Annotated in this window: 31 protein-coding genes; 22 read left to right on the plus strand and 9 right to left on the minus strand. The window is 38.5% G+C overall.

Features of this window, described 5'->3' with window-relative positions; all coding sequences use genetic code 11:
* The first annotated feature begins 191 nt into the window (after nt 1-191).
* The 17 genes from G466_RS0119870 (at nt 192) to G466_RS0119950 (ending at nt 10,041) form a co-directional block, all read left to right on the plus strand.
* A complete protein-coding gene (locus tag G466_RS0119870) occupies nt 192-626 on the plus strand; it encodes an RrF2 family transcriptional regulator (RefSeq protein WP_026815180.1) in 435 nt (144 codons plus the stop codon).
* Nucleotides 627-698: 72 nt separating this feature from the next.
* Nucleotides 699-2,504, plus strand: a complete 1,806-nt coding sequence (locus G466_RS22865; protein WP_034236254.1) for a cbb3-type cytochrome c oxidase subunit I — start codon at nt 699-701, stop codon at nt 2,502-2,504.
* A gap of 13 nt (nt 2,505-2,517) precedes the next feature.
* Nucleotides 2,518-3,540, plus strand: coding sequence for a cbb3-type cytochrome c oxidase subunit II (locus G466_RS0119880; protein WP_034236255.1), 1,023 nt, complete (start codon nt 2,518-2,520; stop codon nt 3,538-3,540).
* Between the two features lie 158 nt (nt 3,541-3,698).
* Nucleotides 3,699-3,800: a hexameric tyrosine-coordinated heme protein gene (locus G466_RS24810; RefSeq protein ID WP_169720779.1), complete on the plus strand. Its 102-nt coding sequence runs from the start codon at nt 3,699-3,701 to the stop codon at nt 3,798-3,800.
* Complete coding sequence (locus tag G466_RS24555) at nt 3,797-4,165, plus strand: hexameric tyrosine-coordinated heme protein (RefSeq protein WP_229797126.1); 369 nt, start codon at nt 3,797-3,799, stop codon at nt 4,163-4,165. The genes G466_RS24810 and G466_RS24555 overlap by 4 nt, the downstream gene beginning before the upstream one ends.
* Nucleotides 4,162-4,446, plus strand: a complete 285-nt coding sequence (locus G466_RS0119895; protein WP_034236256.1) for a hypothetical protein — start codon at nt 4,162-4,164, stop codon at nt 4,444-4,446. The genes G466_RS24555 and G466_RS0119895 overlap by 4 nt, the downstream gene beginning before the upstream one ends.
* The gene (locus G466_RS0119900; RefSeq protein WP_026815183.1) at nt 4,433-4,855 is read left to right on the plus strand and encodes a hypothetical protein; all 423 of its coding nucleotides are present in this window, start codon (nt 4,433-4,435) and stop codon (nt 4,853-4,855) included. The genes G466_RS0119895 and G466_RS0119900 overlap by 14 nt, the downstream gene beginning before the upstream one ends.
* A complete protein-coding gene (locus tag G466_RS0119905; RefSeq protein WP_026815184.1) occupies nt 4,855-5,244 on the plus strand; it encodes a group III truncated hemoglobin in 390 nt (129 codons plus the stop codon). The genes G466_RS0119900 and G466_RS0119905 overlap by 1 nt, the downstream gene beginning before the upstream one ends.
* Entirely contained in the window at nt 5,241-5,684 is a 444-nt protein-coding gene (locus G466_RS0119910; RefSeq protein ID WP_034236257.1) for a hypothetical protein, read from the plus strand. Before G466_RS0119905 ends, G466_RS0119910 begins: the two co-directional genes overlap by 4 nt.
* Nucleotides 5,681-6,613, plus strand: coding sequence for a tryptophan 2,3-dioxygenase family protein (locus tag G466_RS22870; RefSeq protein WP_034236258.1), 933 nt, complete (start codon nt 5,681-5,683; stop codon nt 6,611-6,613). The genes G466_RS0119910 and G466_RS22870 overlap by 4 nt, the downstream gene beginning before the upstream one ends.
* Complete coding sequence (locus G466_RS0119920; RefSeq protein ID WP_026815186.1) at nt 6,597-6,896, plus strand: cupin domain-containing protein; 300 nt, start codon at nt 6,597-6,599, stop codon at nt 6,894-6,896. The genes G466_RS22870 and G466_RS0119920 overlap by 17 nt, the downstream gene beginning before the upstream one ends.
* A 145-nt stretch (nt 6,897-7,041) precedes the next feature.
* Nucleotides 7,042-7,767 carry an iron-sulfur cluster repair di-iron protein gene (gene ric / locus G466_RS0119925; protein WP_026815187.1) on the plus strand — a complete coding sequence of 242 codons (726 nt, stop codon included), beginning with the start codon at nt 7,042-7,044 and terminating at the stop codon, nt 7,765-7,767.
* Between the two features lie 116 nt (nt 7,768-7,883).
* Nucleotides 7,884-8,231, plus strand: a complete 348-nt coding sequence (locus tag G466_RS0119930) for a DUF488 domain-containing protein (RefSeq protein WP_026815188.1) — start codon at nt 7,884-7,886, stop codon at nt 8,229-8,231.
* A 72-nt stretch (nt 8,232-8,303) separates the two neighbouring features.
* On the plus strand, nt 8,304-8,768 hold the full coding sequence (locus G466_RS0119935; RefSeq protein WP_026815189.1) for a hemerythrin domain-containing protein: 465 nt from the start codon (nt 8,304-8,306) through the stop codon (nt 8,766-8,768).
* A 21-nt stretch (nt 8,769-8,789) separates the two neighbouring features.
* Nucleotides 8,790-9,074, plus strand: a complete 285-nt coding sequence (locus G466_RS0119940; protein ID WP_026815190.1) for a hypothetical protein — start codon at nt 8,790-8,792, stop codon at nt 9,072-9,074.
* Between the two features lie 52 nt (nt 9,075-9,126).
* Nucleotides 9,127-9,450: a 2Fe-2S iron-sulfur cluster-binding protein gene (locus G466_RS22875; protein ID WP_051315806.1), complete on the plus strand. Its 324-nt coding sequence runs from the start codon at nt 9,127-9,129 to the stop codon at nt 9,448-9,450.
* 195 nt (nt 9,451-9,645) lie between these two features.
* Nucleotides 9,646-10,041: a group III truncated hemoglobin gene (locus G466_RS0119950; protein ID WP_373296562.1), complete on the plus strand. Its 396-nt coding sequence runs from the start codon at nt 9,646-9,648 to the stop codon at nt 10,039-10,041.
* 52 nt (nt 10,042-10,093) lie between these two features.
* Here the strand turns inward: G466_RS0119950 and G466_RS0119955 are convergent, their stop codons facing one another.
* The 9 genes from G466_RS0119955 to G466_RS0119995 form a co-directional block, all read right to left on the minus strand.
* Nucleotides 10,094-11,317, minus strand: a complete 1,224-nt coding sequence (locus G466_RS0119955; RefSeq protein WP_026815192.1) for a hypothetical protein — start codon at nt 11,315-11,317, stop codon at nt 10,094-10,096.
* A gap of 81 nt (nt 11,318-11,398) precedes the next feature.
* Nucleotides 11,399-12,181 carry an ABC transporter permease gene (locus tag G466_RS0119960; RefSeq protein WP_026815193.1) on the minus strand — a complete coding sequence of 261 codons (783 nt, stop codon included), beginning with the start codon at nt 12,179-12,181 and terminating at the stop codon, nt 11,399-11,401.
* A 5-nt stretch (nt 12,182-12,186) separates the two neighbouring features.
* Nucleotides 12,187-12,885, minus strand: coding sequence for an ABC transporter ATP-binding protein (locus G466_RS0119965; RefSeq protein WP_026815194.1), 699 nt, complete (start codon nt 12,883-12,885; stop codon nt 12,187-12,189).
* The gene (locus tag G466_RS0119970) at nt 12,882-14,120 is read right to left on the minus strand and encodes a nitrous oxide reductase family maturation protein NosD (protein WP_026815195.1); all 1,239 of its coding nucleotides are present in this window, start codon (nt 14,118-14,120) and stop codon (nt 12,882-12,884) included. The genes G466_RS0119965 and G466_RS0119970 overlap by 4 nt, the downstream gene beginning before the upstream one ends.
* 105 nt (nt 14,121-14,225) lie before the next feature.
* Nucleotides 14,226-14,657 (minus strand): nitrous oxide reductase accessory protein NosL, encoded by a 432-nt coding sequence (locus G466_RS0119975; RefSeq protein WP_026815196.1) that lies wholly within the window; start codon nt 14,655-14,657, stop codon nt 14,226-14,228.
* Nucleotides 14,658-14,689: 32 nt separating this feature from the next.
* Nucleotides 14,690-15,319 carry a hypothetical protein gene (locus tag G466_RS0119980; RefSeq protein ID WP_026815197.1) on the minus strand — a complete coding sequence of 210 codons (630 nt, stop codon included), beginning with the start codon at nt 15,317-15,319 and terminating at the stop codon, nt 14,690-14,692.
* Nucleotides 15,320-15,446: 127 nt separating this feature from the next.
* Complete coding sequence (gene nosZ, locus G466_RS0119985) at nt 15,447-17,408, minus strand: Sec-dependent nitrous-oxide reductase (RefSeq protein ID WP_026815198.1); 1,962 nt, start codon at nt 17,406-17,408, stop codon at nt 15,447-15,449.
* 30 nt (nt 17,409-17,438) lie between these two features.
* The gene (locus G466_RS0119990; RefSeq protein WP_026815199.1) at nt 17,439-18,020 is read right to left on the minus strand and encodes a fasciclin domain-containing protein; all 582 of its coding nucleotides are present in this window, start codon (nt 18,018-18,020) and stop codon (nt 17,439-17,441) included.
* A 14-nt stretch (nt 18,021-18,034) separates the two neighbouring features.
* Nucleotides 18,035-18,538 carry a c-type cytochrome gene (locus tag G466_RS0119995; RefSeq protein WP_026815200.1) on the minus strand — a complete coding sequence of 168 codons (504 nt, stop codon included), beginning with the start codon at nt 18,536-18,538 and terminating at the stop codon, nt 18,035-18,037.
* 434 nt (nt 18,539-18,972) lie between these two features.
* Between G466_RS0119995 and G466_RS0120000 the strand changes: the two genes are divergently transcribed.
* The 5 genes from G466_RS0120000 to dinB all read left to right on the plus strand — a co-directional run bounded on the left by G466_RS0120000 (nt 18,973) and on the right by dinB (nt 25,021).
* Entirely contained in the window at nt 18,973-19,452 is a 480-nt protein-coding gene (locus tag G466_RS0120000) for an acetyl-CoA carboxylase biotin carboxyl carrier protein subunit (protein ID WP_026815201.1), read from the plus strand.
* Nucleotides 19,453-19,469: 17 nt separating this feature from the next.
* Nucleotides 19,470-20,948, plus strand: coding sequence for an acetyl-CoA carboxylase biotin carboxylase subunit (gene accC, locus G466_RS22880; RefSeq protein ID WP_034236259.1), 1,479 nt, complete (start codon nt 19,470-19,472; stop codon nt 20,946-20,948).
* A 38-nt stretch (nt 20,949-20,986) separates the two neighbouring features.
* Complete coding sequence (locus G466_RS0120010; RefSeq protein ID WP_026815202.1) at nt 20,987-22,528, plus strand: acyl-CoA carboxylase subunit beta; 1,542 nt, start codon at nt 20,987-20,989, stop codon at nt 22,526-22,528.
* A 39-nt stretch (nt 22,529-22,567) separates the two neighbouring features.
* Nucleotides 22,568-23,428, plus strand: coding sequence for an acyl-CoA thioesterase (locus G466_RS0120015; RefSeq protein ID WP_026815203.1), 861 nt, complete (start codon nt 22,568-22,570; stop codon nt 23,426-23,428).
* Between the two features lie 378 nt (nt 23,429-23,806).
* Nucleotides 23,807-25,021, plus strand: a complete 1,215-nt coding sequence (dinB, locus tag G466_RS0120020) for a DNA polymerase IV (RefSeq protein ID WP_026815204.1) — start codon at nt 23,807-23,809, stop codon at nt 25,019-25,021.
* Nucleotides 25,022-25,309: the final 288 nt, after the last annotated feature.

Here is a 25,309-nt window from a genome sequence, read left to right on the forward strand (position 1 = left end):
ATCTCATGGACTTGGCAGGTGATTGACAAAATTAATTCTAACAACTTTTTCTAAAGCACTATAGATACCCCTATCTTGCCACCCTAACAATAACGAATATGACAGAAAATATGCAAACGTAAATTAAATAGGATAAATTTGTCCGAAATAAGAATATGAGTTATATTTGTACCAATCAATCTAAGTGATCTATGTTTTCTAAAGCTTGTGAATACGGTATAAAAGCAACTATATTTATTGCGCAAAAGTCCCTACATAAGACGCGTGTTAGTCTTAAGGAAATTGCTGCAGAAATAAACTCTCCCGAAGCATTTACAGCGAAAATATTACAATCCCTAGCTAGAAACGGTTTGGTAGATTCTCACAAAGGTCCTACTGGAGGTTTTGAAATGAACAGAGCAAAGATGGACACCATAAAATTATACGATATCGTAAATGCGATAGACGGTGATAATATTTTTGTTGGTTGTGGACTAGGCTTAAAACATTGTGACGCCAATAAGCCCTGTCCAGTTCACGATAAATTTGTTGGGATAAGAGAAAATCTTACCCAGATGCTAAAGAATACGACCATGTATGAGTTGGCATCGGGATTAGATATTGGACTGACTCAGTTAAAACGATAATTTTTTAATAGTTTAATTCACTACAGGTTCATAATAAAATAATAAAAGATAAAAAGGTATTAAAATCGCAATATGAATAACAAACGCTCACTTATAACATTGCTTACGCTACTTTTGCCAATGTTAATATTGCCACAAAACACCAATATCAGTACTGATAATTGGATAACGAGTCCGGGAATTATAGGAACAGTAGTGCTTATCCTTATCGTATTCCTAGTCGCTATTATCATTCTCTTGGCAAAATTAAATACCTATGCAGATACCTATAAAAGGAAGCAGCTAAATAAGAAGGGCCTAGAATTCACTGAAGAGATGATAGGAATGCGGGAAGAAGAAATAGATCGCATTCTAGAAGGCCGTAAAAAAGCCCTTAATTTTAAATTATCGGGAGACGAATTAGGGAGTCAGGAAACGGTAAAGGACCGCAAAGGGCTGGTAAACATGGTAACACATGAGCCAGAAAATCCTATGTTTGATGAGAAAAAAAACACTCCCATTGCGCTAGAAACTCCAGAACCATTAAAGAAAATTGTACTTTATTACCTAGGAACCGCAGTTTTTTGGCTCGTATTTGGAACACTTGTAGGGCAATATGTTGGCATGAAATTCGTATGGCCCGAAATGGACAGTCAACCGTGGCTCTCCTTTGGTCGTCTTCGCCCAGTACATACCAATGCTGTTTTTTGGGGGTGGGCATCATTAGCGATGATTGGCTTGGGTTATTTTGTGATTGCCCGTACCTCCAATACCGTGATCCACAATTATAAAAGTGCTTGGTATTCTTTAATCCTGATAAACCTCGCCGTGCTCTTGGGCACACTCTTCTTAATGGGAGGTATTAATAACGGAGGTGGGGAATATAGAGAATACATATGGCCTGTGATGTTACTTTTTGCAATTGCCATCATTATAACTTTTTGGAATTTCTACAAAACGGTTGCAAGTAGAAAAATTAAAGATATCTACGTATCCAACTGGTATATTCTAGCTGCATTAATATGGACCACGGTATTAGCAATTATTGGGTATCTGCCCAATTTCCAGGACGGGCTGGGAGAAACCGTAATTCAAGGTTACTATATGCACCAGGGAGTTGGTATGTGGTTTATGACATTTACCCTTGGTTTAATATACTATTACCTTCCATCTTCACTTAATAAGCCTATTTATTCTTACTCTCTGGGCGTATTGGCCTTTTGGACACAAATGTTGTTCTATACTATGATTGGGACACACCATTTTGTGTTTAGCCCTCTTCCCTGGTGGTTGCAGACTACCGCTATAGTGTTTAGTGCCGGGATGTTTATTCCTGTTGTTGCTGGTACTACCAACTTTTTAATGACCATGAAAGGAAGTTGGAACCATATTTCCAAAAGTTACGTACTACCTTTCTTTCTAGTAGGCGTTATTTTTTACTTTGTAGGTTCTACACAAGGAAGTTTACAGGCTTTCCGGTTTACCAACTATGTATGGCATTTTACAGATTTTAACGTGGCTCACTCCCATATGACCATGTACGGAATTATCACTTTTATCCTCTGGGCCTGTTTTTACACTATTTTACCCAAATTAACGGGAAAAGAACCACCTCAAGTTTTTGTAGGCGCCCATTTCTGGTTAGCATTTATAGGGCTATTCGCTTATATGATGTCCTTAATGGCAGGAGGCACCTTAAAAGGGTTAAGCTGGATTGATGGCAATGCTTTTTTAGAGTCTGTTATTTTAATGAAACCATACTGGGTATGGCGTGCTATTGGTGGTTCGCTAATGTTTGTCTCGCATCTGGTTTTTGCCTATAACTTTTATTACATGGTAAACAATAAGAAACCTATTGAAAATTTAGATGCTCCAGTATTAGAGCGTGTGAATAACTAAAAACAAGAACGACATGTTTGATTTTCATAAAAACCATAAAATACTTGTCCTTGCTGCTTTTTTAGGGTTTGTAACCTTAAGCTTTATAGTTGCAGTGTTTCCTGCCTATCAGATGCAAGATGTTGAGCCCCTTCCAGGGCAGGTTCAATTGACGGAAAATGAAAGAAAAGGGCTTAATCTTTATATTAAAGAAGGATGTGTGGCCTGCCATACCCAACAGGTTCGGAATATAGAAATGGATAATACCTGGGGAGATCGCCCCTCTATCCCCTCCGACTATATTTTTAGTAAGGAACGAATGGATATATGGCGACAATCACCTTCCCTTTTAGGAAGTGAAAGAACGGGTCCCGACCTTACGGATATAGGCAGAAGGCAACCTAGTGAAGCTTGGCACCTACTCCATTTATATAATCCGAGGACTGTGGTAGGAGCGTCTATAATGCCCTCCTATCCTTGGTTATTTAAAGAAGTAGAAAGTGGTTCGGTAAAAGAGAATAATGTGGTAGTAAATCTACCTGAAGGCTATGCCACATCATCTGGGAGAACGCTAATTGCCAAAGAAGAAGCCTTACAACTGGTAGCCTACTTACAATCCTTAAAGCAAGTAAAGTTACCAGACGGGCAAGTTGAAGAATTTATACCAGCCTTAAAACAAATACAGACAGAAGGAAATAAAGTGAATCAAGGAAGTGCCAGTGCTTCCGGTATTAATGGAGCACAACTTTATAAACAAGCCTGTGCTGTTTGCCACCAAGATAACGGAAAAGGAGTTGCTGGGGCTTTCCCTCCCTTGGCAGGAAGTCCGATTGTAAACGATGTAGACCCTGAGCTTATGATCCGGATTATTTTACAAGGTTATGATGCGCGTAGTGAATATGCTTCTATGCAGCCCTTCGCAGATCAATTATCCGATGCTGAAATAGCAGCTATTGCAAATCACGAACGTACAAGTTGGGGGAATAATGCACCAGAGATTACGGAAGAAGAGGTAAGGAAACTACGTGAATTTGTGGAGAATCAACCAAGCAACTAAAATTGATAAAAAAATATGGATATAAATGAAAGTGATGGAAAACTAGTTACCCCCGTTTAAATACACCTTTTATTAAGCAAGCAGTTAGCAATAAACTTGGTAAAAAAGTCCATTGCCCAAAATTTAGACCAGTCTAGAAAAACGGAAAACAATTGAGATTGGATTATACAACCATTATTGAACAACTAATCGCTTCGGCACAAATTATTGCTATAGCATTTCAAACCATTGCCGCAGCAAATAAAGCTAGAGAAAAATGAAAAAATATTTAATCATCGTCATTCTGTTTTTTGCCTATCAACCACAGATGCTGGCATGCGACCAATGTAAAGAAATCCACTCCAATAATGTGGAGAATATAACAAATGATGAAAAACTTTCAGAAAGTATGGAACCACAGCAAAACTATTTACCAAGTTTAATAACAGCAACCCCATTTGAGGGTAGGCAATTGGCTATTACTCTGGCAAGAAAATCAATTGCAGAGATACAAACCGATCCTGAAACACGGAAAAAATTAAGATCGGATTATGCGACGGATACACAGCAACTAATCGCTTCGGCACAAATTATCGCAATTGAATTCCAAACGATTGCCGCAGCAAATAATTATTGGAGAAAATGAAAAAATATATCGTTCTGGCAATATTATTCATTGGCTATCACCCCCTATTGTTGGCCTGTGACCTATGCAAAGAGAAACAGCCCAAAGGTTTGGAAAACATAACCCATGGTCAAGGACCTACTGGTAATGTAGATTATATAATTACTTGGTCCGCTGTTATTTTGGTGGCAATAACACTTTTCTACAGCCTAAAATTTTTATTGCGGCCAAAAGAGAGCAATCCAGATCATATAAAAAATATTGTTTGGGATCAAAATTTTAAGGAAAATGGAGGACAATAGAATTATAAAAGTATATCTAGATGATGAAAAGCAGCCATTTGCAGCTTTTTCACCGCCTGTAAAATTTGTATTGGACACCACCAAGATTCCAGATGGTAAACATACTTTAAAAATCGTTGCAAGATCATCTAGCAATGTAGAAGGAATAAGGGTTATTCCATTTGAGGTACGTAATGGGCCGGCAATATCAGTAGTAGGTCTTAGTGAAAATGAGGTGGTGGACACCCAAATTCCAATTACTATTAACGCCTATGGCAGTGAGACCAAGGATTCGTTTGTAATTAGAGGGTCGGAAACCCCAAAAGCAATTCCGTCATGGGTATGGGCGCTAATTATTGCTTTTGTGGGCTTTGCCTTGTTCTATATAATAATGTACTGGAATCCTGATCTTTATACGTCTTTTTTCTAATGAAACAACACCTGCGACATAGAACCGACATTCATCGTTTAGTAGAGACCTTTTATTCTAAAATAAAGGAGGACCCCATGCTAGCGCCTATTTTTAATGAGGTAATCAAGGAAGACTGGGAAGTTCATATAAAGAAAATGTACTCATTTTGGGGAACGGTACTTTTAAATAAACGTACCTATTATGGTAATCCATTTATGCCCCATGCCGACCTTCCAGTTGAAAAAATACATTTTGATCGATGGCTATTACTATTCAATGAAACCCGTAATGAAAATTTTGAAGGGGAAAAAGCAGAGGAAGCAAAATGGAGAGCTCAAAAAATGGCTGAAATGTTCCACCACAAAATCCGCTTATATCGAACAACAAAGAATAGACCGCTGATATGAAAGGGTTAATAAAATCGGCCATTATTCCTTCTTCCGTTTTTATATGGATAGGATTTGTAGGTGCTATAAGCTTTATGGAGGCGTGGATTAAATTCCAAGTTACCGAACTCTCCCTCCCAGTGGGGCTGAAAGTTGGCAAATTAGTCTTTCATGCGCTGAATAAGGTGGAATGGACTTTGGCAATAATCATACTTATTCAATTGTTTAGGACAACTGGAAAAATTATTAAATGGAGTAACCTGTACTTACTCATAGCCATATTCATTTTGGTGCTACAAACCATAGTGTTATTACCAATTTTAGACATTAGGGCCAATGCCATAATCGAGAATCAAACTTTACCAGAATCACATGCTCATATTTATTATGTAGCAACGGAAATAGTAAAAGTAATAACACTTTTTTTATATGGTTTTAATTATCATAAAAGTAACTCATGAACAATACTCTCGATAAAATAGAAGATAAATATAATAGGTTAGGCGAAAATCCCGAAACTTACCTTAAGGGACTATTACATGCCAAACCCATAACGTATTGGGACTATATTGAGGTAGATACCTTACTATCTCTACAGAAACCAAGAACTAATTTTAAAGATGAGTCCATTTTTATAATGTACCACCAAGTAACGGAGCTCTTTTTAAAAATGATGCTGCATGAGTTGGAGCAAATTGTTGACGAGAAGGAGATTACTAGTCAGTTCCTACTTGTAAAACTAGATCGATTAATAAAATATACCTCCCTATTAATCAACTCCTTCGATATAATGAGGACAGGAATGGACTATGATGACTACAACACTTTCCGATCTACCCTTACCCCTGCAAGCGGATTTCAATGTGCCCAATTTAGGTTGATAGAGTTACATTGTACCTCCCTAAAAAACTTAGTGAGTAATACCTATAAAGACCAACTTTCCCCTGATCCCGGAATTAAAGAGTGTTTCGATACGATTTATTGGAAAGATGCAGGCATTAACCACAAAACAGGAAAAAAGACCTTGACATTACAACTCTTCGAGGAGAAATACCACAAGAAATTTTTGAATACTGCTGAGGAATTATCAGGTAATACTCTAGAAGATAAATTAAAGCAACTTCCCACCATCACAGATGCCCTACGGGAAAAGTTGCGCAAATTTGATCGACTTTATAATATTGAATGGCCCCTAGTCCATTTAAACACCGCTGAACATTATTTGAACGGTAAAGGGGAAAACAAGAAAGCCACTGGTGGTTCTGAATGGAAAAAATACCTACACCCAAAATATCAGCAACGTAAATTTTTTCCCTCTATGTGGACAAAAGAAGAACTCGCAGAATGGGGAACTAACATTAAAAGCGAACACTATGGAAGTATGGACTAAACCAGAGCTTACCCATAAAACGGTAGGTAAATCTATAAAAGTAGTGCAAATAACTGCTTTGGCAGGAATGGATATGCCGCTTCACCACAATACCAAAGAAACGGTAATAGTAGTACATGAAGGAGAAGCTATTTTAAAGACCCAGCACAAAGAATTGGTTTTAAAAAAAGGGGCTACACTGTTAGTACCTGCATATATAGATCATTGCCTAAGGGTAATACACGATTTTAAGGCTGTTGCCATAATGCAAATAAATTCTGAAAAAAACTTTAATTATATATAAGATGAAATGAGCATGACCGCAACCCGGTCGCCAGCCCGAAAGATTCATTCTGGCGGGCAAACACTAATGAATCTATGCGAATCGCACCCGCCGAAACGACATATTCGGGCAGGTATGACCGTTAATCAACAATACACATTTACATATGAAAAATTTAATGACTAAAAATATCGGACAAATCGTAGCGGATAATTATAGAACTGCACAAATTTTTAAAAATCATAAAATAGATTTTTGTTGTAAAGGAAATAGAACAATTATAGAAGTTGCCGAGAAAAATAAGCTTGACGCGAATTCTCTTTTAAGAGAAATTGAAACGGTACAGCAACAAACGAATGGCGACAATATAGATGTTATGACCTGGCCTTTAGACCTACTTGCCGATTATATTGAAAAGAAGCACCACAGATACGTAGAAGCACAGATACCGGTACTAAATCAGTATTTAGCCAAACTTTGTAGGGTACATGGGGAACGTCATCCAGAATTATTGGAAATCACCCAGCATTTTAATAAATGCGCTGGGGAATTGGCCATGCACATGAAAAAAGAGGAGCTGATGGTCTTCCCTGCTGTTAGGAAAATGGTGAAAGCCAAACATACTGGAACTAAATTGGAGCCCTCTAAATTAGGTAGCATCAAGAATCCTATTCAAATGATGATGCAAGAACATGAGAACGAAGGGGACCGATTTAGACTGATAGACGAATTAAGTAATAACTATACACCACCTACGGATGCTTGTAATACTTATAGGGTCACTTTTTCACTGCTCCAAGAATTTGAAGAAGACCTACACAGACATATCCATTTAGAGAACAACATCCTTTTTCCAAAAGCGGAAATCTTGGAGAAGGAACTCAATGATTAAGTCCGTTGTTGACCTAAAGTATTGTATGCTGTTATTTGGCACGGTTTAGAACTAAGAATTTACGCCGTGCCTTAACGGCGGATTACTATACATGGAAACTAACAATAACAACAGAAATGGTAAACATTGGAATAAAACGAATTTATGATGCTCCAGAGGAGAGGGATGGATATCGAATTCTGGTAGATCGGATCTGGCCACGGGGAGTTAGCAAGGAAGATGCTGAGTTAGATGAGTGGGCAAAAGAAATTGCGCCATCAGATAAGCTCAGAAAATGGTTTGATCATGACCCTGATAAGTTTATGGAATTTGATAAAAGATATCGACTTGAACTCCAAGAAAAAGAAGAAAAACTGAATGAGCTTAGGGAAAAAGCCAAAGAAAATATGCTAACCCTTCTTTATGGAGCAAAGGATACAGAACATAATCAGGCCATTGTGTTAAAAAAGATTTTGGAAAATTAAATTCAATGAATACCTAAACAACAGGGCTTTTAAAAATTAAAAGATGCTCTGTTAATTCTTAAACAACAATAAATGGAACAGAAAAAGCCGATCAAAAGACATAAGGCGATGCAGCCTTTAAGTAGAGAGCACCATCAAGGATTGTTGTTGTCTTGGAAAATAAGAACAGGTATCTCAAAAGGAGTTTCTGCGGAACGGATAAAAACCTATTTAAACTGGTTTTATGCCACTCATTTGGTGCCCCATTTTAGAACAGAGGAAAAGTTAATCTTCCCCATCTTAGGTAATGATCATGAGCTGGTAAAAAGAGCTATTGCCCAACACAGAAGATTGGAGCGACTTTTTAATACTTCCACTGATTTAGATAGGACCATTAGTTTAATCGAAGAAGAACTTGAAGCCCATATAAGATTTGAGGAAAGAATCCTTTTCAACAAAATTCAAACAGTAGCAAACGAACAACAATTCGAGACAATAGCTAAACTTCATCCGGAATCCAAGTTTACGGAGAACAGCAATGATGTATTCTGGGAATAGAAAACAATAAATATGAATCTCATGAAAATTTACAACGAATTACTAACGGAATTTAAAAGAGGCCAAACCGGGTATTCTACCATTGCTATTATTGGTCAAAGTTGTATTGGGTCAGTTGCAGTCATGCTGGCCCTAAAAAATGAAATGCCCATTGCACTTAGATTTTTCTTGGTTTTAATGGTCACTATTTTATGTATGGCATATAACGCAGCGGTATTGGCCCATTTAAAAGCTAAAATCACATTTAATCTATTAATAGTTAGTGTAGTCTTTAGTGTGATTACTATTGCAGCAAACATCCTTTAGGGTATTTTTAACCCTTACTAAATGGCGGCCTAATAACTAACCAAGATTTTAGATGTACACTTTAACCTATTTTGATGAGTTTGGGGACCGCTGCACGGCTAGTTTTAGCACCAATGAGTATCATAGCCTTATGGAACTCCTTTTTGATAAATATCTAGAGGAATGGGGCGAATGTAAAGGCAGGGCGTGGTGCGGAACCTGTCACATCAAAATTATGGAGGGATCTATTGGTCAGGAAATGGAGGAAGAAGAAAAGCATACGCTTTCCAAGATTGATGGAGCTACCAATGAGAGTCGTTTAGCCTGCCAAATTCCCGTAAATGCAGCATTGAACAATCTCGTTTTTAAAATCGTTTCTGAAAACCAGTATGACTAACAGCTCAAATTATAGATATTAATATGCGAAACCTTTTATTTCCCGACGTGAAGTACACCCATTATCTTTGTGACACGCATAATTAACTACCTTAGGGTAAAACTATGAGGCATAGGTTGGAAACCACCGATAAGATTATAACTTAAGCGTCAAAGATTTTAAAACTCACCTTGTGAGTAAGCAATAATTAAGTACATGATAATAAAAACAGAAATAAAAGAGCGAGAAGACGTTAATCTTCTTGTGACTAGCTTCTATGCTAAAATCAGAAAGCATGAGGTTCTAGGCCCTATTTTTAATGGTATAATTACGGACTGGGACAGCCACCTGGAGTTATTGACCGATTTTTGGGAAAGTCACCTTCTACTTAAACGAAAATATATGGGCAACCCCATTGTAGCACATCAGAAAGTAGATGAGAAAATGGATCATACCATTACGCAAGAACATTTTGGACTATGGTTAAATGAGTGGTTTGCCACTATAGATGAACTTTTTGAAGGAGAAGTGGCTTGGATAGCCAAGAATAAAGCACGAAAAATGTCGACCATGCTTTTCTTACATATTTTTCAACATAGGAGTCGCGCATAAGGGCCCTGTCCCTATTATCATTAAATGCCTTTCCTCAAATAAAATATCAGCGCTAGTTATCAATACGCTTTACCTTAGTATTGGACTGCCACAAGATTAGTATAATGGCTATGGGAATCAATACACTTCCTATAGCCAAGTACTTTAAATAACCATCTACCAATGGCCATCTCAACCATGCTGCCATCCCCTTATAAAATATGAGTACTTCTGTAAAGACAAATCCCATCAAATAAATAGCATAGGATACCCTAGTAAGCTTAATCATTCTAAAATATTCCAAAACAAAGAACAAGCCTAAGCTAATTACGCCCAAAAATGTCCAATGCAAATACCCAACAGTAAAGTCAAGAATGGTAGCCGCCAAATTTGCAAAATAGGGAAAGGTACTTAGCAACTGCAACATCATTTTAGCACATAAAAGAACGGCAACCAATATTAGCATACCATATTGCATTTTGGTCAAAACCGACGTTAATCCACTTCGATTTTCATAGCAAAACCGCACTAGAACTACCAAAGCAATCAATTGTAAGATGGCCCCCGCTCCTCCCAAAAGATAAAGCAATAGGTTGGGCCCCGTCCAAAGCGCAGATAGGAACACGCTCAGTATAATTCCTAGAGCGGCATTCCAGAAAAATATTTTGAAGGTTTTTGAAGACATTTTAAACCCATGTGCTTCTAAAATATGAATAAACAACCCAATAAGGGCTAAAATCATCCATCCATTATATTGAAAGTGCAAGTAAAAATAAATGGCCAGTCGGTACCAGATAGATTCAGGCCCCAATAGCGTCATAATTGGTCCCAAAGCCCATGGTCCAACACTTGAACCTACCATAAACCATAATGACACTGCAATACAGCGATAGGCATTGGTATCTTTTACTGATTTGGGAACGTGCTTTAAAAAGAACCCGGTAAACCAATAGGATGCTATTAAAAATAAAGTTGAAAAAATAATAGAAAATAAGGCATACCCTTGAAAAGGAAAGGTAAACAACATGCCTATTAAACAAAATTGGGTAAACCAAAATATTCTTTTATACTTCCCATTCAGTTCCTGTTTCCGTAGGAACACGTAGTATAAAAGTGAGGTAAGTGCACTATATACCCATCCCAACAGCGCAATATGAGAATGCGTATGAACTATAAATCGATAATTCATTTGTATGGGCATTGGTGCTACCACAAAGGCTCGCAAAAGGACACCTAACAAAGCGGCTAACAAAAAATAGCCCAAGGAAGAATTAATATGTGATTTAACTGAATTCAATTATAAGGTGGTAAAGCGCTAAAGTACTAATTATAGTGGTCTACGATAAAAAATTCCCGCAGGGGCTGCGAAGTTTAGTTATTAAAAATCCTTTCTTTTCGATTTGTATCCCAATCTCCAAACCGGGATTATGGTCCATAGAGTAAGCATCACTATAGAAATCATTAGGCCAAGATTAGTTCCAAAAAATTGTTTGAAAATTGCTCCTGTATATCCCAATAGGGCAGAAATATCCAATTTTAATAGGATAAGGGTCCTAGAGAGATCTATAGGATTAAACATGGTGGCAATCAAAGAGAAATTATCCAAAGGGTATTTTTCAAAAACAATCAAGGACATTAAAAACAGTCCGTCATAGATAACTGCTAGAAACAGCCAAACCAATACAGCGTAGCCAAATCCCTTAATTTTATTTTCGTTAGAAAGGGCTATGTTAAAGGCCAATGCCGTAAAAATCATAGTTAAAAACGCTCCCGTAATTAGCAATAGGGAAAAATCCCAAATGGCGTTACTTTCAAAAAGTCCATATAGTGCAAAGGGAATTCCAAGTCCCAATACCAAACTCATAGTTAATGAACCAGCAACCCCAAGGTATTGTCCAAAAAATATGGACGATCGTTTAATGGGTTGAGCCAATAGCAGTTCGGTAAATTCTTTGGAATTATAGAAGTACATCACACCAAAAATGGTCCCTATCAGCGGTACCAGTACAATTATGACATTCATTAACGTTATTACAGCCTTGGACAACTCATTGTTTAAAAACAATAATACAAAGCCCAACAGCAAGTAAAAAAGGAAATACACGTAGCTCCATCGGCTGCGCATTAGATCGTAAAAGCTATATTTTAATATTTTAATCATGATTTTTAGGGAGTAGATATGGCCGCAATGGCATGTTCAAAATTAGTTTGATTGGTTTTAATCTTTAAGGCACTTATACTTCCTTTAAAATATATTTTTCCTTCCAAAAGATAGACCACCTCATCGGAAACCTCTTCTACAAACTGCATAATATGTGAGGTTATTAAAAAAGTCTTTCCTTTTGCCTTTTCCTCAAAGATGAGTTCTTTTAATCTGATGAGCGCCAACGGATCTAACCCATTGGTAGGCTCATCCAGGATAATAAGTGGACAATCGAACATAAAGGTCAATACAATATTTACTTTCTGCTTGGTTCCACCAGACAGGTTGCTCAATTTTTTATCCAAAAAAGGCTCCAGGCCAAATCGGGCTATAAGTTGCTCTTCGTCACTAGGCATCTGCCGTATGTCCTTTATCATCTCAATCAACTCCTTTACCCTAAGGTTACCCGGAAAATTGGCTATTTGTGGTAAATAGTTGATCTGTTGTCGGTATTTCCACTGATTTTTAATACGGGTGTCCATAACAGATATAGTACCCTTATCCGGAATTACCATTCCTAAGACAGCTTTGATCAAGGTTGTTTTACCAGAACCATTGGGTCCTAAGACAGCAAATATATCACCTCCGTGAATACTAAGGTCCAATCCCGTTAATACCGGGATTTTTCCAAATTTTTTATATAGGTTTTCTACCAGTATCATTTGATTCTTTTCATTAATGGTTTTGCATCAACTAAATTATCCGGAGTAAAAACCGGAGAGACCTTTTCAGAAAAATCGATTATATCCATAAATAGACTTCGCAAAAGAATAATAGTTTCTGGAGTCCGGTTTACGATATAAGAAAATAGCTTAACAGGTCTATAGGGTATATCACCTATGCCATTCCTATCCAAATCATAACCAGTATAATCGCTCCAATAATTTTCCTCAAATACATTGTCGTTTAGATTACTGTTATAGGCAAGGTCAAATGAATTATACAGAAAATTATTTCTGGTGATCGTATTGGTATAACAAGCCCCTCGTACTTTTATGGCCCATCCATTCCTTATAAAATCATTGTTTTTATAAACTATTCGGTTAGAGCCTTCAATACTGATCCCTACGGTATTCTCTTCAAACGTATTCCCAGAAATCTCGGCGTCATTAATCTCCTTTAACAAAAGGCCAAAAGAAGCTGTTCCCCAATTATTTTTAAAGGTATTCCCGTGCATGTTTATCCTTTTAGAAAACATCACTGCTACCCCTGCCCCATTACTCTCAAAAGTATTCCCCTCATAGATATCATCATTGGAAAACATAAAATGAAGCCCATAGCGCAGATTATTGGCGCTATAGTTATTCTCGATGGTGATGAAATCCGAAAACTCTAGATAAATTCCATCCCTTACCTGCTGTACAGAATTATTGGCGACCATGATATGTTGCGAATGCCATAATTGAATGCCATTCCCTGAGTTGTATTCATCTTTTGCATCTCCTACAATAGTATTATTCAGGACTTTCCCGTTTTTAGACCTTTCTAAGTAGATACCAAAGAATAACTTTTCTAACTTCACATTCTGTATTAAAAAATCCTCACTTCTTATAACGCGTATGGCCGCATAGTCCGAGGTATAGCTAGTGCCCACATTTTTAATATGTAAGCCATCTATGGTAACGTTATTGGCTGCAATCTGAATAATCTCACCTTGCTCTTCCCCATCAATTATGGGATGGTCTTCTCCAATCAAGGTCAACGGCTTATCTATCCTAATATTAAACTCTTTATAGGTTCCTTTTTTAATCAAAATAGTATCAAAATCCGCTGCCTGGGCTATTGCTTCTTTAATAGTCTTTATTGAACATGTACTGCAGACCGTAATTGTAGAAGCCCACAGATTAGTGCCAAGCAAGAGCAAAATCACATATATTAAAACATGCTTCCTCTTCATTATATAATATTAAAGAATTTATAATTTCCCCCTGGGAAAATCCCATGTGGTATCGCTTTATGCACTTGCTGGTTGTTGTAATTGTTAATTATATACCTCATTAATTCAGTTCTCAAATCTCAGTTTTAACTGTTCCCAATTTAATTGGTCGCCATCGTGAATCAGCAAAGCCTCCTCTATCCCTTCCTTGGTTCCGAAAGCTGTTAGGTATTCTCCCATGGGACTGGGTATCCCCTCACTAACCAGGTAAAATGCTTTGGTTGCATCGATTAATTTTCCAGGGTTAGAATAATCATTTGTTAAGAATAGGGCTATTTCGCTAGAATCAATATCGTTTAGATGGTTCAACATACATTCCGTAGCATCAAAATTAAATCCCTTGCCCTTTTCCGTTACAATTTGAGCAGCATGTTGTCTATCTACTATCGTCATACTACAAAAGTGACACGCATCTGACCCGTAATCTATGGGTTGTGGTTTAATACTACAGGAAGTAAATACGAGTAATAAAATAGCAGGGAGAAAATATTTTGTCATTCTTTATATCTTAAAATTAATTGGCTGTTCTTTTAATTGGTTTCACTATTCACTTTTATTTTATCACTTTTCCAACCGAAGTAGGAAGCAACCAAAGTAAGTAGCATTCCAACAAACAACAGATAGCCACCAACACCCGGTAATGAGGTAACATTAAAATTCAAAATTTTAGCATTCCCTAATAGGGGCGGTTTATAGGTCATAGGAGTACCATCTGGTTGGGTAAGCTTCATAATGGCTCGCGGATCTAAATCAGTTCCATAATCCGTCATCCATGCATTAAAATCATACATTCCTAAAAGCCCCAGAACAGACATCAGCACAAACCATCCAACAAACCATTTATAGGAAACCTTGCCAAACAACCCAAGAAGTCCAATGAGTAATCCAAGAAAAACCATTCCTCCAACTACCAAAGGAAAAGTGCTAAACTCCCACATTTCATCTGGTTTAGGTAAGGTCTTCATCCCAATATAGTGATTTAACCCATCTATGTTCTGAATATCAAATTCCTGAACTCCCCTAATACCGTTAATATGGATATTCATTCCCAAAGGCTCCGGATATTGTGGTGCTCCTAGCATAATATTCCAAAGTGGAAATACAAAGAGTCCCAATAACAACAGTGAGCCAATAATCATTAATACACTTGCTTTTTTCATCTCTTTTCTTGTTTTTCAATACTAAATTGAAAATGATATTGGTTGGCTATTCTAGATATTAATTTGTTAAAAAAGCGGGCAGTTCTTTAACATCGCCCGCTTCCCATCTAAACCAAAATAAGTACGTTTAATCTTCTCCTAGGGACCAACTCAATTCCAAATCGGAATCTGCTGGTGAAACCCGTACATAACCTTGCATTTCTTGGTGAAGTGCAGAACAAAAATCTGTACAGTAGAATGGCCAGACACCTACTTTTTTAGGCTCCCATAATAGCGTCTTGGTCTGCCCTGGCACAATCAATAATTCCGCATTTGTAGCACCGATCATAGCAAAGCCGTGAGGGACATCAAAATCTTGTTCTTGATTGGTTATATGGAAATACACCTTATCTCCCACTTTTATACCTTCAATATTGTCTGGTGTAAAGTGGCTACGGATAGTGGACATATAGATATGTACATCTTTTCCGTCTCTTTCTATCTTGGTATCGTTTGCTGTTAAAGCAGCATAGGGATGTTTATTCTCAGAAAGTTTAAATATCTTTTTAGAATTAGCTATCAATTTCTCTGCTGGTATCCCTGCAGCATAATGTGGTTCCCCATGTGTTGGAAAATCATATAGCAACTCCATTTTATCGCCAGAAATATCATACAACTGAGCAGAGTGTTCCATTTCTGGACCTACTGGAAGATACCTATCTTTAGTAATCTTGTTCATAGAGATATAATATTTTCCAAATGGTTTTTGGGAATTTCCTCCGGGAATCATTCCATGTCCTACAGAATAATAAGAAGGCTGTCTGTCCACAACTTCCCAAGTTCCCAATTTCCATTTTACCACTTCAGAAGAGATAAAGAAAGTAGTATAGGCGTTTCCTTTTCCATCAAATTCGGTATGTAACGGTCCAAGACCTGGCTGGGAAACTACTCCCGCAAGAACATCTTCAAACTTTAAAATAGGAATTCCATAAGCTTCTCCATCAAATTTTTCTTTCTCAATGGCTTCCAACATTCTAGTAAAGGAATGTACTGTTAAATCTGAGGACAGCTTTCCGTTCCCTACTATATATTCCCCAGATGGATCTACATCACAACCATGTGGAGATTTAGGCGTAGGCAAGAAATAAACAGCGCCAGGAACTTTTGTTGGATCTACCGTAAGGACTTCTTTCTTCATGGTAGAAGTAGCAGTATGGGTATGATCATCATAAACGTTATGCGCATACTCGGCCGGCATTATAGTTCCTCCTCCGTTATTTACATACTCTTCTATTTTCTTCCAGTTTACAGCAGCAATAAAATCCTTATCATTTTGAGAAGAATTTACCTCCATTAGGGTATTTGCCTCCTCAGTATTATAGGTGGTAAAGAAAAACCATCCATGAGATTTCCCTCTTCCTGGATGCGACAGGTCATAATTGAAGCCAGGCATCATCAATTGGAATTTGATGTCCATACGACCCGTTTCAGGGGCCACACTAATAAAAGACAAGGCACCTTTAAAATTCCCTTTATAATCTTTAATAGGCATATCTCGCTGAGGAACAGGAACAGCAAACCTAGTACCAGCTACTACATACTCTGTATTTTCTGTAATGAAAGAGGAACTGTGGTTACCAGCACTATTGGGCACCTCAATAATCTCTGCCGTCTCAAAAGTAGTCAGGTCGATCCTAGCGATTCTAGGGGTGTTATTCCCATTGATAAAAATCCACCTTCCGTCTAACTCCCCATTCGTCTGAGAAATATCGGGGTGGTGAGCATCATCCCAAGGCACAAATCCGAAAGAGGTATTTAGCATGGGTTTGGTTTCCTCGGAATAGCCATAGCCATTTGTAGGAAACTGGGAAAAAACAGGAATCTCTTTAAACATCCTTCCAGAAGGCAATCCGTATACGGTAAGGTTACCGGTATATCCTCCGGAGAAGAAGGCATAGAATTCGTCATACTCACCAGGAGCAACATATACCCGCTCTGCAGCTCCTGAACTCAAGGCACCGCCAGAAGATGATTTCCCTTGGTTTCCGCAACTGGTCACTAGAGCAAAAATACCCAGCAATCCGAAATATAAATTAGTATATTTTTTCATTTCAAAAATTTAATTGATTATTCTTTATTACTATTCTGTAGGGGGTAATATTACCTTATCTACCACATGTACTATTCCGTTGCCGGCAGGAATGCTGGCTATAATTTTTGCGCCACCAACATACACATCGTCGCCTATGACCTCTACGGCAACATTCTGATTGTTTGCCTGCCCTAGTTTTTTAAACTTCTTCAACAAATCCACATTATAATTTCCAGGAGTTACATGGAACTTCAGAATATTGGCCAAGGCTTCCTTGTTTTCCGGTTTCAGCAAATCTTCTACAGTTCCTTCTGGCAGGGCATCAAAAGCTTCATTAGTTGGCGCAAATACCATAAGTGGCCCGGCATTTACCAACACGTTTTCCAAACCTGCCTCCTGCACAGCCGCTATCAAAATGGTATGATCCGGTGATCCTTTGGCAATGTTCAGTACATTGGGAGTAGAACTATCATCCTCTATAAAGGCTTGACCTTGATTGGCATCGATTTCTTTCTCCGTCGTATTAGAAGTATCCATCAGTGTAGCCTTGTCCCCATTTTTACAACCAGATACTAAACCCAGAATAAGAAATGAAACTGCCCATAACTTTAAGTGGATGATTGGCTTCATATTAAATCGTTTTATTATAAAGTTCTAAAATATTCCACGACAGCCCTTGCCTGTTCTTCGGTAAGCCCTTGATTGGCCATTGGTGATCCGTTAAACTCCATTAAAAGTGCTTTAGCTAAAGGATCTTCCTTTACCATCCCTTCTGGATTTAAGATCATATTCATTACCCATTCCGGAGTACGTCTTTCCATAACGCCATCTGGAGCTGGGCCTATAAATTTTTTCCCTACCCTATGGCAGGCCAAACACATCTGATCATATACTTCTTTTCCTTTCGCTGCCATCGCCTGGTCTATGTCTGCTCCCAAAGTGACTGAGGTAATTGGTCCTACCCCTTTATTAGTAAGATCTACCATCTCGGAGGCCTTCACATCTGAAGCGGCTGGTGCGGCAGGTTTCTCTGTTTTAGCCTTTGCCCTATCTACACTAAATCCGTCTTTTTTCTTTTCTTCCTTTCCTCCACAACTCATAATTAAAGCTGAAAAAAGGATTGCTGCACTCTTAAAAATTATTTTCATTGGTTTTTTATTTTTAATGGTTAATGGATAATTGTTCACTTAATTTGGTTTGCTAGTCCAATAATTCTTGATTGTTCTTTATTTATCTCAGTTGGGTTTAACTTTAATTTAAGACAAAATTAGGTGGACACCACCGTATAAAACATGATAATAATCATATATCGGACAAAAAAGTCCTAATTAATTGCTTTCTGATGTGATTTTTGATCTATAATCTATTTTGGAAATCAAACCAGCTGATTTACAATTGGGTACGATTAAATGACCCCCTAATTAAATCTGCCAACCCATTAATTACTCCTTACAAGTTGGTCTTCTATAAGGATAACTAGGATAGGTTTTTTAAATCTTTTACATATCTTAGTCCAACTAGTGGAAAAGAAAAAATCCCGTTGTAAAAGGAGAAAAGTTCCTCCACGATTAAACTGCATTATATGACCAACTATTTAATCAAGATTCAAGAAGACACCTTTAGCTTAACTGAAAAAGAATTAGACTCCTTGGATATTATCCCCACTGGTGACTCACAGTATCATGCCTTATCAGATTTAAAATCATATGATATAAGAGTTATCCAGTCCGACTTCCCTAACAAGGAGATTACATTGGAGGTAAATGGTAATCCCTATCATTTAAAATTAGAAGATCATTTAGATCAGATGGTGAACAAAATGGGAATGCTATCCACCAAATCACACCAAATTAACCAAATAACAGCCCCTATGCCCGGACTTATCATAGACATTATGGCTTCTGTTGGTGAAGAAGTTTCCAAAGGCACTCCCCTACTAGTTTTATCTGCTATGAAAATGGAAAATATAATAACCTCCCCAGGACAAGGAATTATTAAACAACTAGAGGTGAAAGTTAACGACGCCGTAGTAAAGGGACAGATTTTAATAGAAATGGAATAAGCTAGACCTAAATGAACATGAAAAAAATACTGGTAGCCAATAGAGGAGAAATTGCATTGCGTATTATGCAAACTGTCCAAAATATGGGTATAAAAACCGTTGCAGTCTATTCGGATGCCGATAGGAATTCTCCCCATGTGAAATTTGCAGATGAAGCGGTATTTATTGGCAATGCCCCCTCTTCCGAATCCTATCTAAATATGGAAAAGTTGCTCAAGGCGGCCCAAGACACTAATTCCGACGCAGTACATCCTGGGTATGGATTTTTGAGTGAGAATGCCGATTTTGCACAACTGCTGAACGATAATAAGATCACCTTTATTGGTCCCAAACCCCATGCGATACGCGTTATGGGCGACAAATTAGCCGCAAAGGAAACGGTGAAAGCATATAATATCCCCATGGTCCCGGGCATCGATAAAGCCATCACAGATTTGGTTCTAGCGAAGTCCATTGCCAACGAAGTTGGCTACCCAATTTTAATTAAAGCCGCGGCCGGCGGAGGCGGGAAAGGAATGCGAGTGGTACAAGAAGCCACCGAATTAGAGGAACAAATGCAACGCGCTATTAGCGAGGCCAAAGCCGCTTTTGGCAACGGAGCCGTATTTTTAGAAAAATATATTGACTCCCCAAAACATATAGAGATACAGGTATTGGCCGATAATCACGGAAATGCCATCCACCTTTTTGAAAGAGAATGTAGTATACAAAGGAGACATCAGAAGGTAATTGAAGAAGCTCCCTCAGCTGTACTTTCTCCTGAAACAAGAGCTGCTATGGGTAAAGCTGCTGTTATGGTAGCCCAAGCTTGCGACTACGTTGGCGCCGGAACCGTAGAATTTCTATTAGATGCAGACCATAACTTCTATTTCTTAGAGATGAATACGCGACTACAAGTAGAGCACCCAGTCACCGAATTAATAACAGGGGTAGACCTTGTAGAACAACAGATAAAAATCGCTAGGAATGAGGTTTTAGAAATAAAGCAAGAAGATCTATCTATAACAGGACATGCGGTAGAACTAAGAGTATATGCAGAGGATCCCTTCGACGATTTTCTACCTAGTATCGGTACACTAGAAACCTACCAACGTCCTCATGGACCTGGAATACGGTTAGATGATGGATTTGAGGAAGGTATGACCATTCCTATTTACTACGATCCCATGCTTTCTAAATTAATAGCATACGGCAAAAATAGACAAGAGGCCATACAACGTATGCTCCATGCCATTGCCAACTACAAAATTGAAGGTTTGGAAACCACCCTCCCCTTTGGAAAGTTTGTTTTTGAGCATGAAGCCTTTACTTCAGGAAATTTTGATACGCACTTTGTAAAGAAACATTTTAGCAAAGACGCACTCTTTAAGCTTTATAAAAAGGAGCGAAAAATTGCAGCTCTAATAGGGCTTAAACTATATTTAGAACACCAGGAAATCCTAAAAGTTCCAGAAGATAAAAGTTCCAACTGGACGTTAAAAAGAACCAACCGTTAATATTTAAGATTCACAAGGAATATAAAGTCTACTATTAAATGAAGGAGAAAATAAAAAAAGTGGAGGAAAAAATTGCCCTTGCCAAATTGGGAGGCGGTAAAAAACGGATCGATACCCAACATGCCAAAGGAAAATTAACGGCTCGTGAGCGAATTCATTTTTTACTGGACCAAGGTTCCTTTGAGGAAATGGGTGCTTTGGTAACGCATAGAACCAAGGAATTTGGTATGGATAAACAAATTTATTACGGGGATGGCGTAGTTACCGGGTTTGGAACAATCCACGGACGGGAAGTCTGTGTCTTCGCGCAGGATTTCACCGTTTTTGGAGGTTCCCTTTCCGAAACACATGCCGAAAAAATTTGTAAAATAATGGATATGGCCATGAAAATAGGCGTCCCAATTATAGGACTCAATGATAGTGGTGGAGCAAGAATCCAGGAAGGCGTCCGCTCCTTGGGCGGATATGCCGATATTTTTCATAGAAATGTAAAGGCTTCAGGGGTAATCCCCCAAATATCCGCAATTATGGGACCCTGTGCTGGTGGGGCAGTCTACTCCCCAGCTATGACCGATTTTACCCTAATGGTAGAGAATACCAGTTATATGTTTGTAACTGGCCCCAATGTGGTAAAGACCGTTACCAATGAAGAAGTTACCTCCGAAGAATTGGGAGGTGCAATCACCCATGCCACTAAATCCGGGGTTACCCATTTTACAGCTGGCAACGACTTGGAATGTATAGCCCAGATAAAACAATTGATTGGCTATTTGCCTCAAAACTGTGAGGATGCCCCAAAGGCACTCTCCTATTCCCTACAAACGGAAATTAGAGAGGGCTTAGAAACCATTCTTCCTGAAAATGTTAATCAGCCTTATGATATGCGCCATATTATCCAAGAGATAATAGATGCAGATACCTTTTTTGAAGTACATAAGCTCTATGCCGAAAATATTGTAGTAGGATTTGCCCGAATGGCAGGTAAGAGTATCGGCATTGTAGCCAATCAGCCTATGAGCTTAGCGGGAGTACTAGACGTAGACAGCTCCAAAAAGGCGGCCAGGTTTACTCGTTTCTGTGACTGTTTCAATATTCCGCTATTAGTTTTGGTAGATGTTCCTGGATTTTTACCGGGTACGGATCAAGAATGGAACGGTATTATTACCAATGGTGCAAAATTGCTCTACGCCTTAAGTGAGGCAACAGTTCCTAAAATTACGGTCATTACCAGAAAAGCGTATGGTGGGGCCTATGATGTAATGAATTCCAAACATATTGGGGCCGACTTAAACTATGCTTGGCCCAGTGCTGAAATTGCAGTAATGGGCGCCAAAGGAGCCAGTGAAATAATTTTTAGGAAAGAGATTATGGCCGCTGAGGATCCTGAAAAGAAACTTGTAGAAAAAGAACGGCAATACGCAGAAATGTTTGCGAATCCTTTTAGTGCTGCTGAAAGGGGCTTTATAGATGAGGTTATCCTACCCAAGGATACACGTAGAAAATTAATAAAGGGGTTCTCCATCTTAGAAAATAAGGTGGTAAACATGCCCAAGAAAAAACATGGAAACATACCTTTGTAGAAGGATATTCCATAAACATTAAGACTTAGTTGCCAAAATATGAACAGTATAGAAGATTTAATAGACCTAATTAGCCTAGAGCGCGTAGATGATACTACCTATGTCGGACAAAATTACCAGGCCCCTTGGGGTAGGGTTTTTGGAGGACAAGTATTAGGGCAGTCGCTCCATGCTGCCTATCAAACTGTACCAGATAATAAGCTTGCCCATTCCATGCATGCCTATTTTATTTTGGGGGGCGACCTTAGTATTCCCATAACCTATGAGGTGGAAAACATTAGGGATGGAGGTAGTTTTGCTACCAGACGTGTGGTGGCAAAACAAGATGGGAAGGCTATTTTTAATATGGCCGCTTCCTTTCAAGTAAAAGAAGAGGGAGAAGACCATCAGATTTCCATACCCAATGTAATAACCCCAAAAAAACTCTTGAGCAGTTTAGATCAGCTAAAGGAGATGGAGCAAATAGACCCCTATACATATAAGTTTCTCCAACTTACACACCCAACCACATTCGAATTTAAGCCAGTAGAACGATTGAGTGCACTACTTACTAAAAACGGTCCCCCTTTTAATCATATGTGGATGCGTACAGCAGCTCCTATAAGTGTAGGCTTACCTATGCAACAGCAACTGTTGGCCTATATGTCCGACTACAATATTCTTACCACCGCCTCCCTACCCCACCGGGAAAAATTGAGAGCGGATAAAACCTTTTACGCAAGTATAGACCATGCCATTTGGTTCCATCGCGATTTCAATATTTCCGATTGGCTATTATATACTATGGATAGTCCAAGTGCCAGTAATGCTAGAGGGTTCTCTAGAGGAAGTATTTTTGATAGAAAGGGAAAGCTAATTGCCTCTGTTACCCAAGAAGGGCTGATGCGAAAAATGAAATAAACTACCTCGGGGCAAGCCCACAAGGCATTAAAAGAAAAAAAACGTATTGATTTCGAGGCAAGCCTTGGAGCATTTAAATCTCGATTATCGAGTAATATATAATAGACTGCTCTGGACCTTTTAAATAGTCTAGAGCAGTTTATATAACTCCTCTTCCGTATTACCTGCCTACAATTTTTTTGCTCACTCTATAGCTGATACTTCACCTCTTATTTCTAAACTATCCTACTTCCCTTAAATCCAATCCCTTTAGGATAAGCCTATGAAACATTTAATTCTCATTTAGAGATTAAAGTATTTTGTGGATAACATTATATGGATTATATCCATTAACATGGAAATAATCCATAATTTAGCATACCTATTTTTTGATATGCTATGAACAAAACAATACTCCATTTAGATTTGGATACTTTTTATGTATCCGTAGAGCGACTCCAGGACAGTAGGCTTAACAATAGGCCTATATTGGTAGGCGGCACTAGTGATAGAGGTGTTGTAGCTGCTTGTAGTTACGAGACCCGAGGCTTTGGCGTACATTCCGGAATGCCTATGAAAATGGCTAAGGAACTCTGTCCCGAAGCAGTAATTATAAAGGGGAACGCAGGTAACTACAGTAAGCAATCGGATATTGTAACCGAGATTATCAAAGAACAGGTACCCTTATTCGAAAAATCGAGCATCGATGAGTTTTACGCCGACCTTACGGGAATGGACCGTTTTTTTGGCGCTTACCAATACTCCTCAGAACTCCGCCATAAGATCATTAAGGAAACGGGACTCCCTATTTCCTTTGGGTTGTCCGTAAACAAAGTGGTATCAAAAATAGCGACCGGTGAAGCCAAGCCAAATAATCAAAGAAAAATAGACTATGGCCATGAAAAACCGTTTTTAGCACCTTTATCCATAAGAAAGATACCCATGGTGGGCGATAAGACTTACCAAACGCTGCGGAATTTGGGATTGCGCCAGATAAAGACCATCCAAGAGATGCCCATGGATGTGATGCAACGGGTATTGGGAGCCAATGGTGAGGTAATATGGAAACGAGCCAATGGCATGGACAATACTCCGGTTATCCCCTATTCGGAACGAAAATCCATCTCTACCGAACGTACTTTTGATAAAGACACCATTGATGTGATAAAACTCCGCGGTATTCTTATTGCCATGACGGAGAACTTGGCCTATCAACTCCGGAGAGGGGAAAAACTGACCGCTTGTATATCGGTAAAGATCCGTTACTCAGATTTCAACACCTACTCCAAGCAATTAAAGATTCCGTATACCAGCGCAGACCATATTTTGATCCCCCAAATCCTAGGCCTGTTCAATACGCTCTATAACCGAAGACTATTAGTGCGATTAATCGGTATCCGTTTCAGCCACCTAGTACAAGGTAATTATCAGATCAATCTCTTTGATGATACCGAGGAGGCACTGAATCTCTATGCCGCTTTGGATAAGATAAGGGAGCGTTTTGGCGATAAGAGCGTTATAAGGGCAGCAGGATTGGGCGCCAAGACCATCGGTAGAATGCAGAATCCCTTTAATGGGCAGCCACCAGTGGTATTGGCACATAGGAAGTTTTGAATAGTATTGAGTAGTGGTCAGTAAACAGTAATCGGTAATCAGTGGTCCGTGAACAGTTGGGACCATTTTAAGTGAAATTTAGTACTCCATAATCGGTCGACTCTAATCGGGGAAGCAAAGCGAATAGTAAGAAGTGGGCAGTTCTATCAATAAACAATTAGTAATTAGCATTTTTTTAAGGTGGTTTTAAGTATTGAAATACTCGGTTTCCCTAGAAATACGCTACAAAGAAAAAAACAAAACCACCTCCCTTTTTTAAAGGGAGGTGGTTTGCCTGAAAGTGCAAAG

Origin of the sequence: Arenibacter certesii DSM 19833, assembly GCF_000429545.1 — a bacterium.
GTDB classification, from domain to species: domain Bacteria; phylum Bacteroidota; class Bacteroidia; order Flavobacteriales; family Flavobacteriaceae; genus Arenibacter; species Arenibacter certesii.

Excerpts from the sequence above, each read along its gene's own strand:
- G466_RS0119870 (WP_026815180.1), top strand. The coding sequence starts at position 192 with ATGTTTTCTAAAGCTTGTGAATACGGTATAAAAGCAACTATATTTATT.
- G466_RS22865 (WP_034236254.1), top strand. The coding sequence starts at position 699 with ATGAATAACAAACGCTCACTTATAACATTGCTTACGCTACTTTTGCCA.
- G466_RS0119880 (WP_034236255.1), top strand. The coding sequence starts at position 2,518 with ATGTTTGATTTTCATAAAAACCATAAAATACTTGTCCTTGCTGCTTTT.
- G466_RS24555 (WP_229797126.1), top strand. The coding sequence starts at position 3,797 with ATGAAAAAATATTTAATCATCGTCATTCTGTTTTTTGCCTATCAACCA.
- G466_RS0119895 (WP_034236256.1), top strand. The coding sequence starts at position 4,162 with ATGAAAAAATATATCGTTCTGGCAATATTATTCATTGGCTATCACCCC.
- G466_RS0119900 (WP_026815183.1), top strand. The coding sequence starts at position 4,433 with ATGGAGGACAATAGAATTATAAAAGTATATCTAGATGATGAAAAGCAG.
- G466_RS0119905 (WP_026815184.1), top strand. The coding sequence starts at position 4,855 with ATGAAACAACACCTGCGACATAGAACCGACATTCATCGTTTAGTAGAG.
- G466_RS0119910 (WP_034236257.1), top strand. The coding sequence starts at position 5,241 with ATGAAAGGGTTAATAAAATCGGCCATTATTCCTTCTTCCGTTTTTATA.
- G466_RS22870 (WP_034236258.1), top strand. The coding sequence starts at position 5,681 with ATGAACAATACTCTCGATAAAATAGAAGATAAATATAATAGGTTAGGC.
- G466_RS0119920 (WP_026815186.1), top strand. The coding sequence starts at position 6,597 with ATGGAAGTATGGACTAAACCAGAGCTTACCCATAAAACGGTAGGTAAA.
- ric (WP_026815187.1), top strand. The coding sequence starts at position 7,042 with ATGAAAAATTTAATGACTAAAAATATCGGACAAATCGTAGCGGATAAT.
- G466_RS0119930 (WP_026815188.1), top strand. The coding sequence starts at position 7,884 with ATGGTAAACATTGGAATAAAACGAATTTATGATGCTCCAGAGGAGAGG.
- G466_RS0119935 (WP_026815189.1), top strand. The coding sequence starts at position 8,304 with ATGGAACAGAAAAAGCCGATCAAAAGACATAAGGCGATGCAGCCTTTA.
- G466_RS0119940 (WP_026815190.1), top strand. The coding sequence starts at position 8,790 with ATGAAAATTTACAACGAATTACTAACGGAATTTAAAAGAGGCCAAACC.
- G466_RS22875 (WP_051315806.1), top strand. The coding sequence starts at position 9,127 with ATGTACACTTTAACCTATTTTGATGAGTTTGGGGACCGCTGCACGGCT.
- G466_RS0119950 (WP_373296562.1), top strand. The coding sequence starts at position 9,646 with ATGATAATAAAAACAGAAATAAAAGAGCGAGAAGACGTTAATCTTCTT.
- G466_RS0119960 (WP_026815193.1), bottom strand. The coding sequence starts at position 12,181 with ATGATTAAAATATTAAAATATAGCTTTTACGATCTAATGCGCAGCCGA.
- G466_RS0119965 (WP_026815194.1), bottom strand. The coding sequence starts at position 12,885 with ATGATACTGGTAGAAAACCTATATAAAAAATTTGGAAAAATCCCGGTA.
- G466_RS0119970 (WP_026815195.1), bottom strand. The coding sequence starts at position 14,120 with ATGAAGAGGAAGCATGTTTTAATATATGTGATTTTGCTCTTGCTTGGC.
- G466_RS0119975 (WP_026815196.1), bottom strand. The coding sequence starts at position 14,657 with ATGACAAAATATTTTCTCCCTGCTATTTTATTACTCGTATTTACTTCC.
- G466_RS0119980 (WP_026815197.1), bottom strand. The coding sequence starts at position 15,319 with ATGAAAAAAGCAAGTGTATTAATGATTATTGGCTCACTGTTGTTATTG.
- nosZ (WP_026815198.1), bottom strand. The coding sequence starts at position 17,408 with ATGAAAAAATATACTAATTTATATTTCGGATTGCTGGGTATTTTTGCT.
- G466_RS0119990 (WP_026815199.1), bottom strand. The coding sequence starts at position 18,020 with ATGAAGCCAATCATCCACTTAAAGTTATGGGCAGTTTCATTTCTTATT.
- G466_RS0119995 (WP_026815200.1), bottom strand. The coding sequence starts at position 18,538 with ATGAAAATAATTTTTAAGAGTGCAGCAATCCTTTTTTCAGCTTTAATT.
- G466_RS0120000 (WP_026815201.1), top strand. The coding sequence starts at position 18,973 with ATGACCAACTATTTAATCAAGATTCAAGAAGACACCTTTAGCTTAACT.
- accC (WP_034236259.1), top strand. The coding sequence starts at position 19,470 with ATGAAAAAAATACTGGTAGCCAATAGAGGAGAAATTGCATTGCGTATT.
- G466_RS0120010 (WP_026815202.1), top strand. The coding sequence starts at position 20,987 with ATGAAGGAGAAAATAAAAAAAGTGGAGGAAAAAATTGCCCTTGCCAAA.
- G466_RS0120015 (WP_026815203.1), top strand. The coding sequence starts at position 22,568 with ATGAACAGTATAGAAGATTTAATAGACCTAATTAGCCTAGAGCGCGTA.
- dinB (WP_026815204.1), top strand. The coding sequence starts at position 23,807 with ATGAACAAAACAATACTCCATTTAGATTTGGATACTTTTTATGTATCC.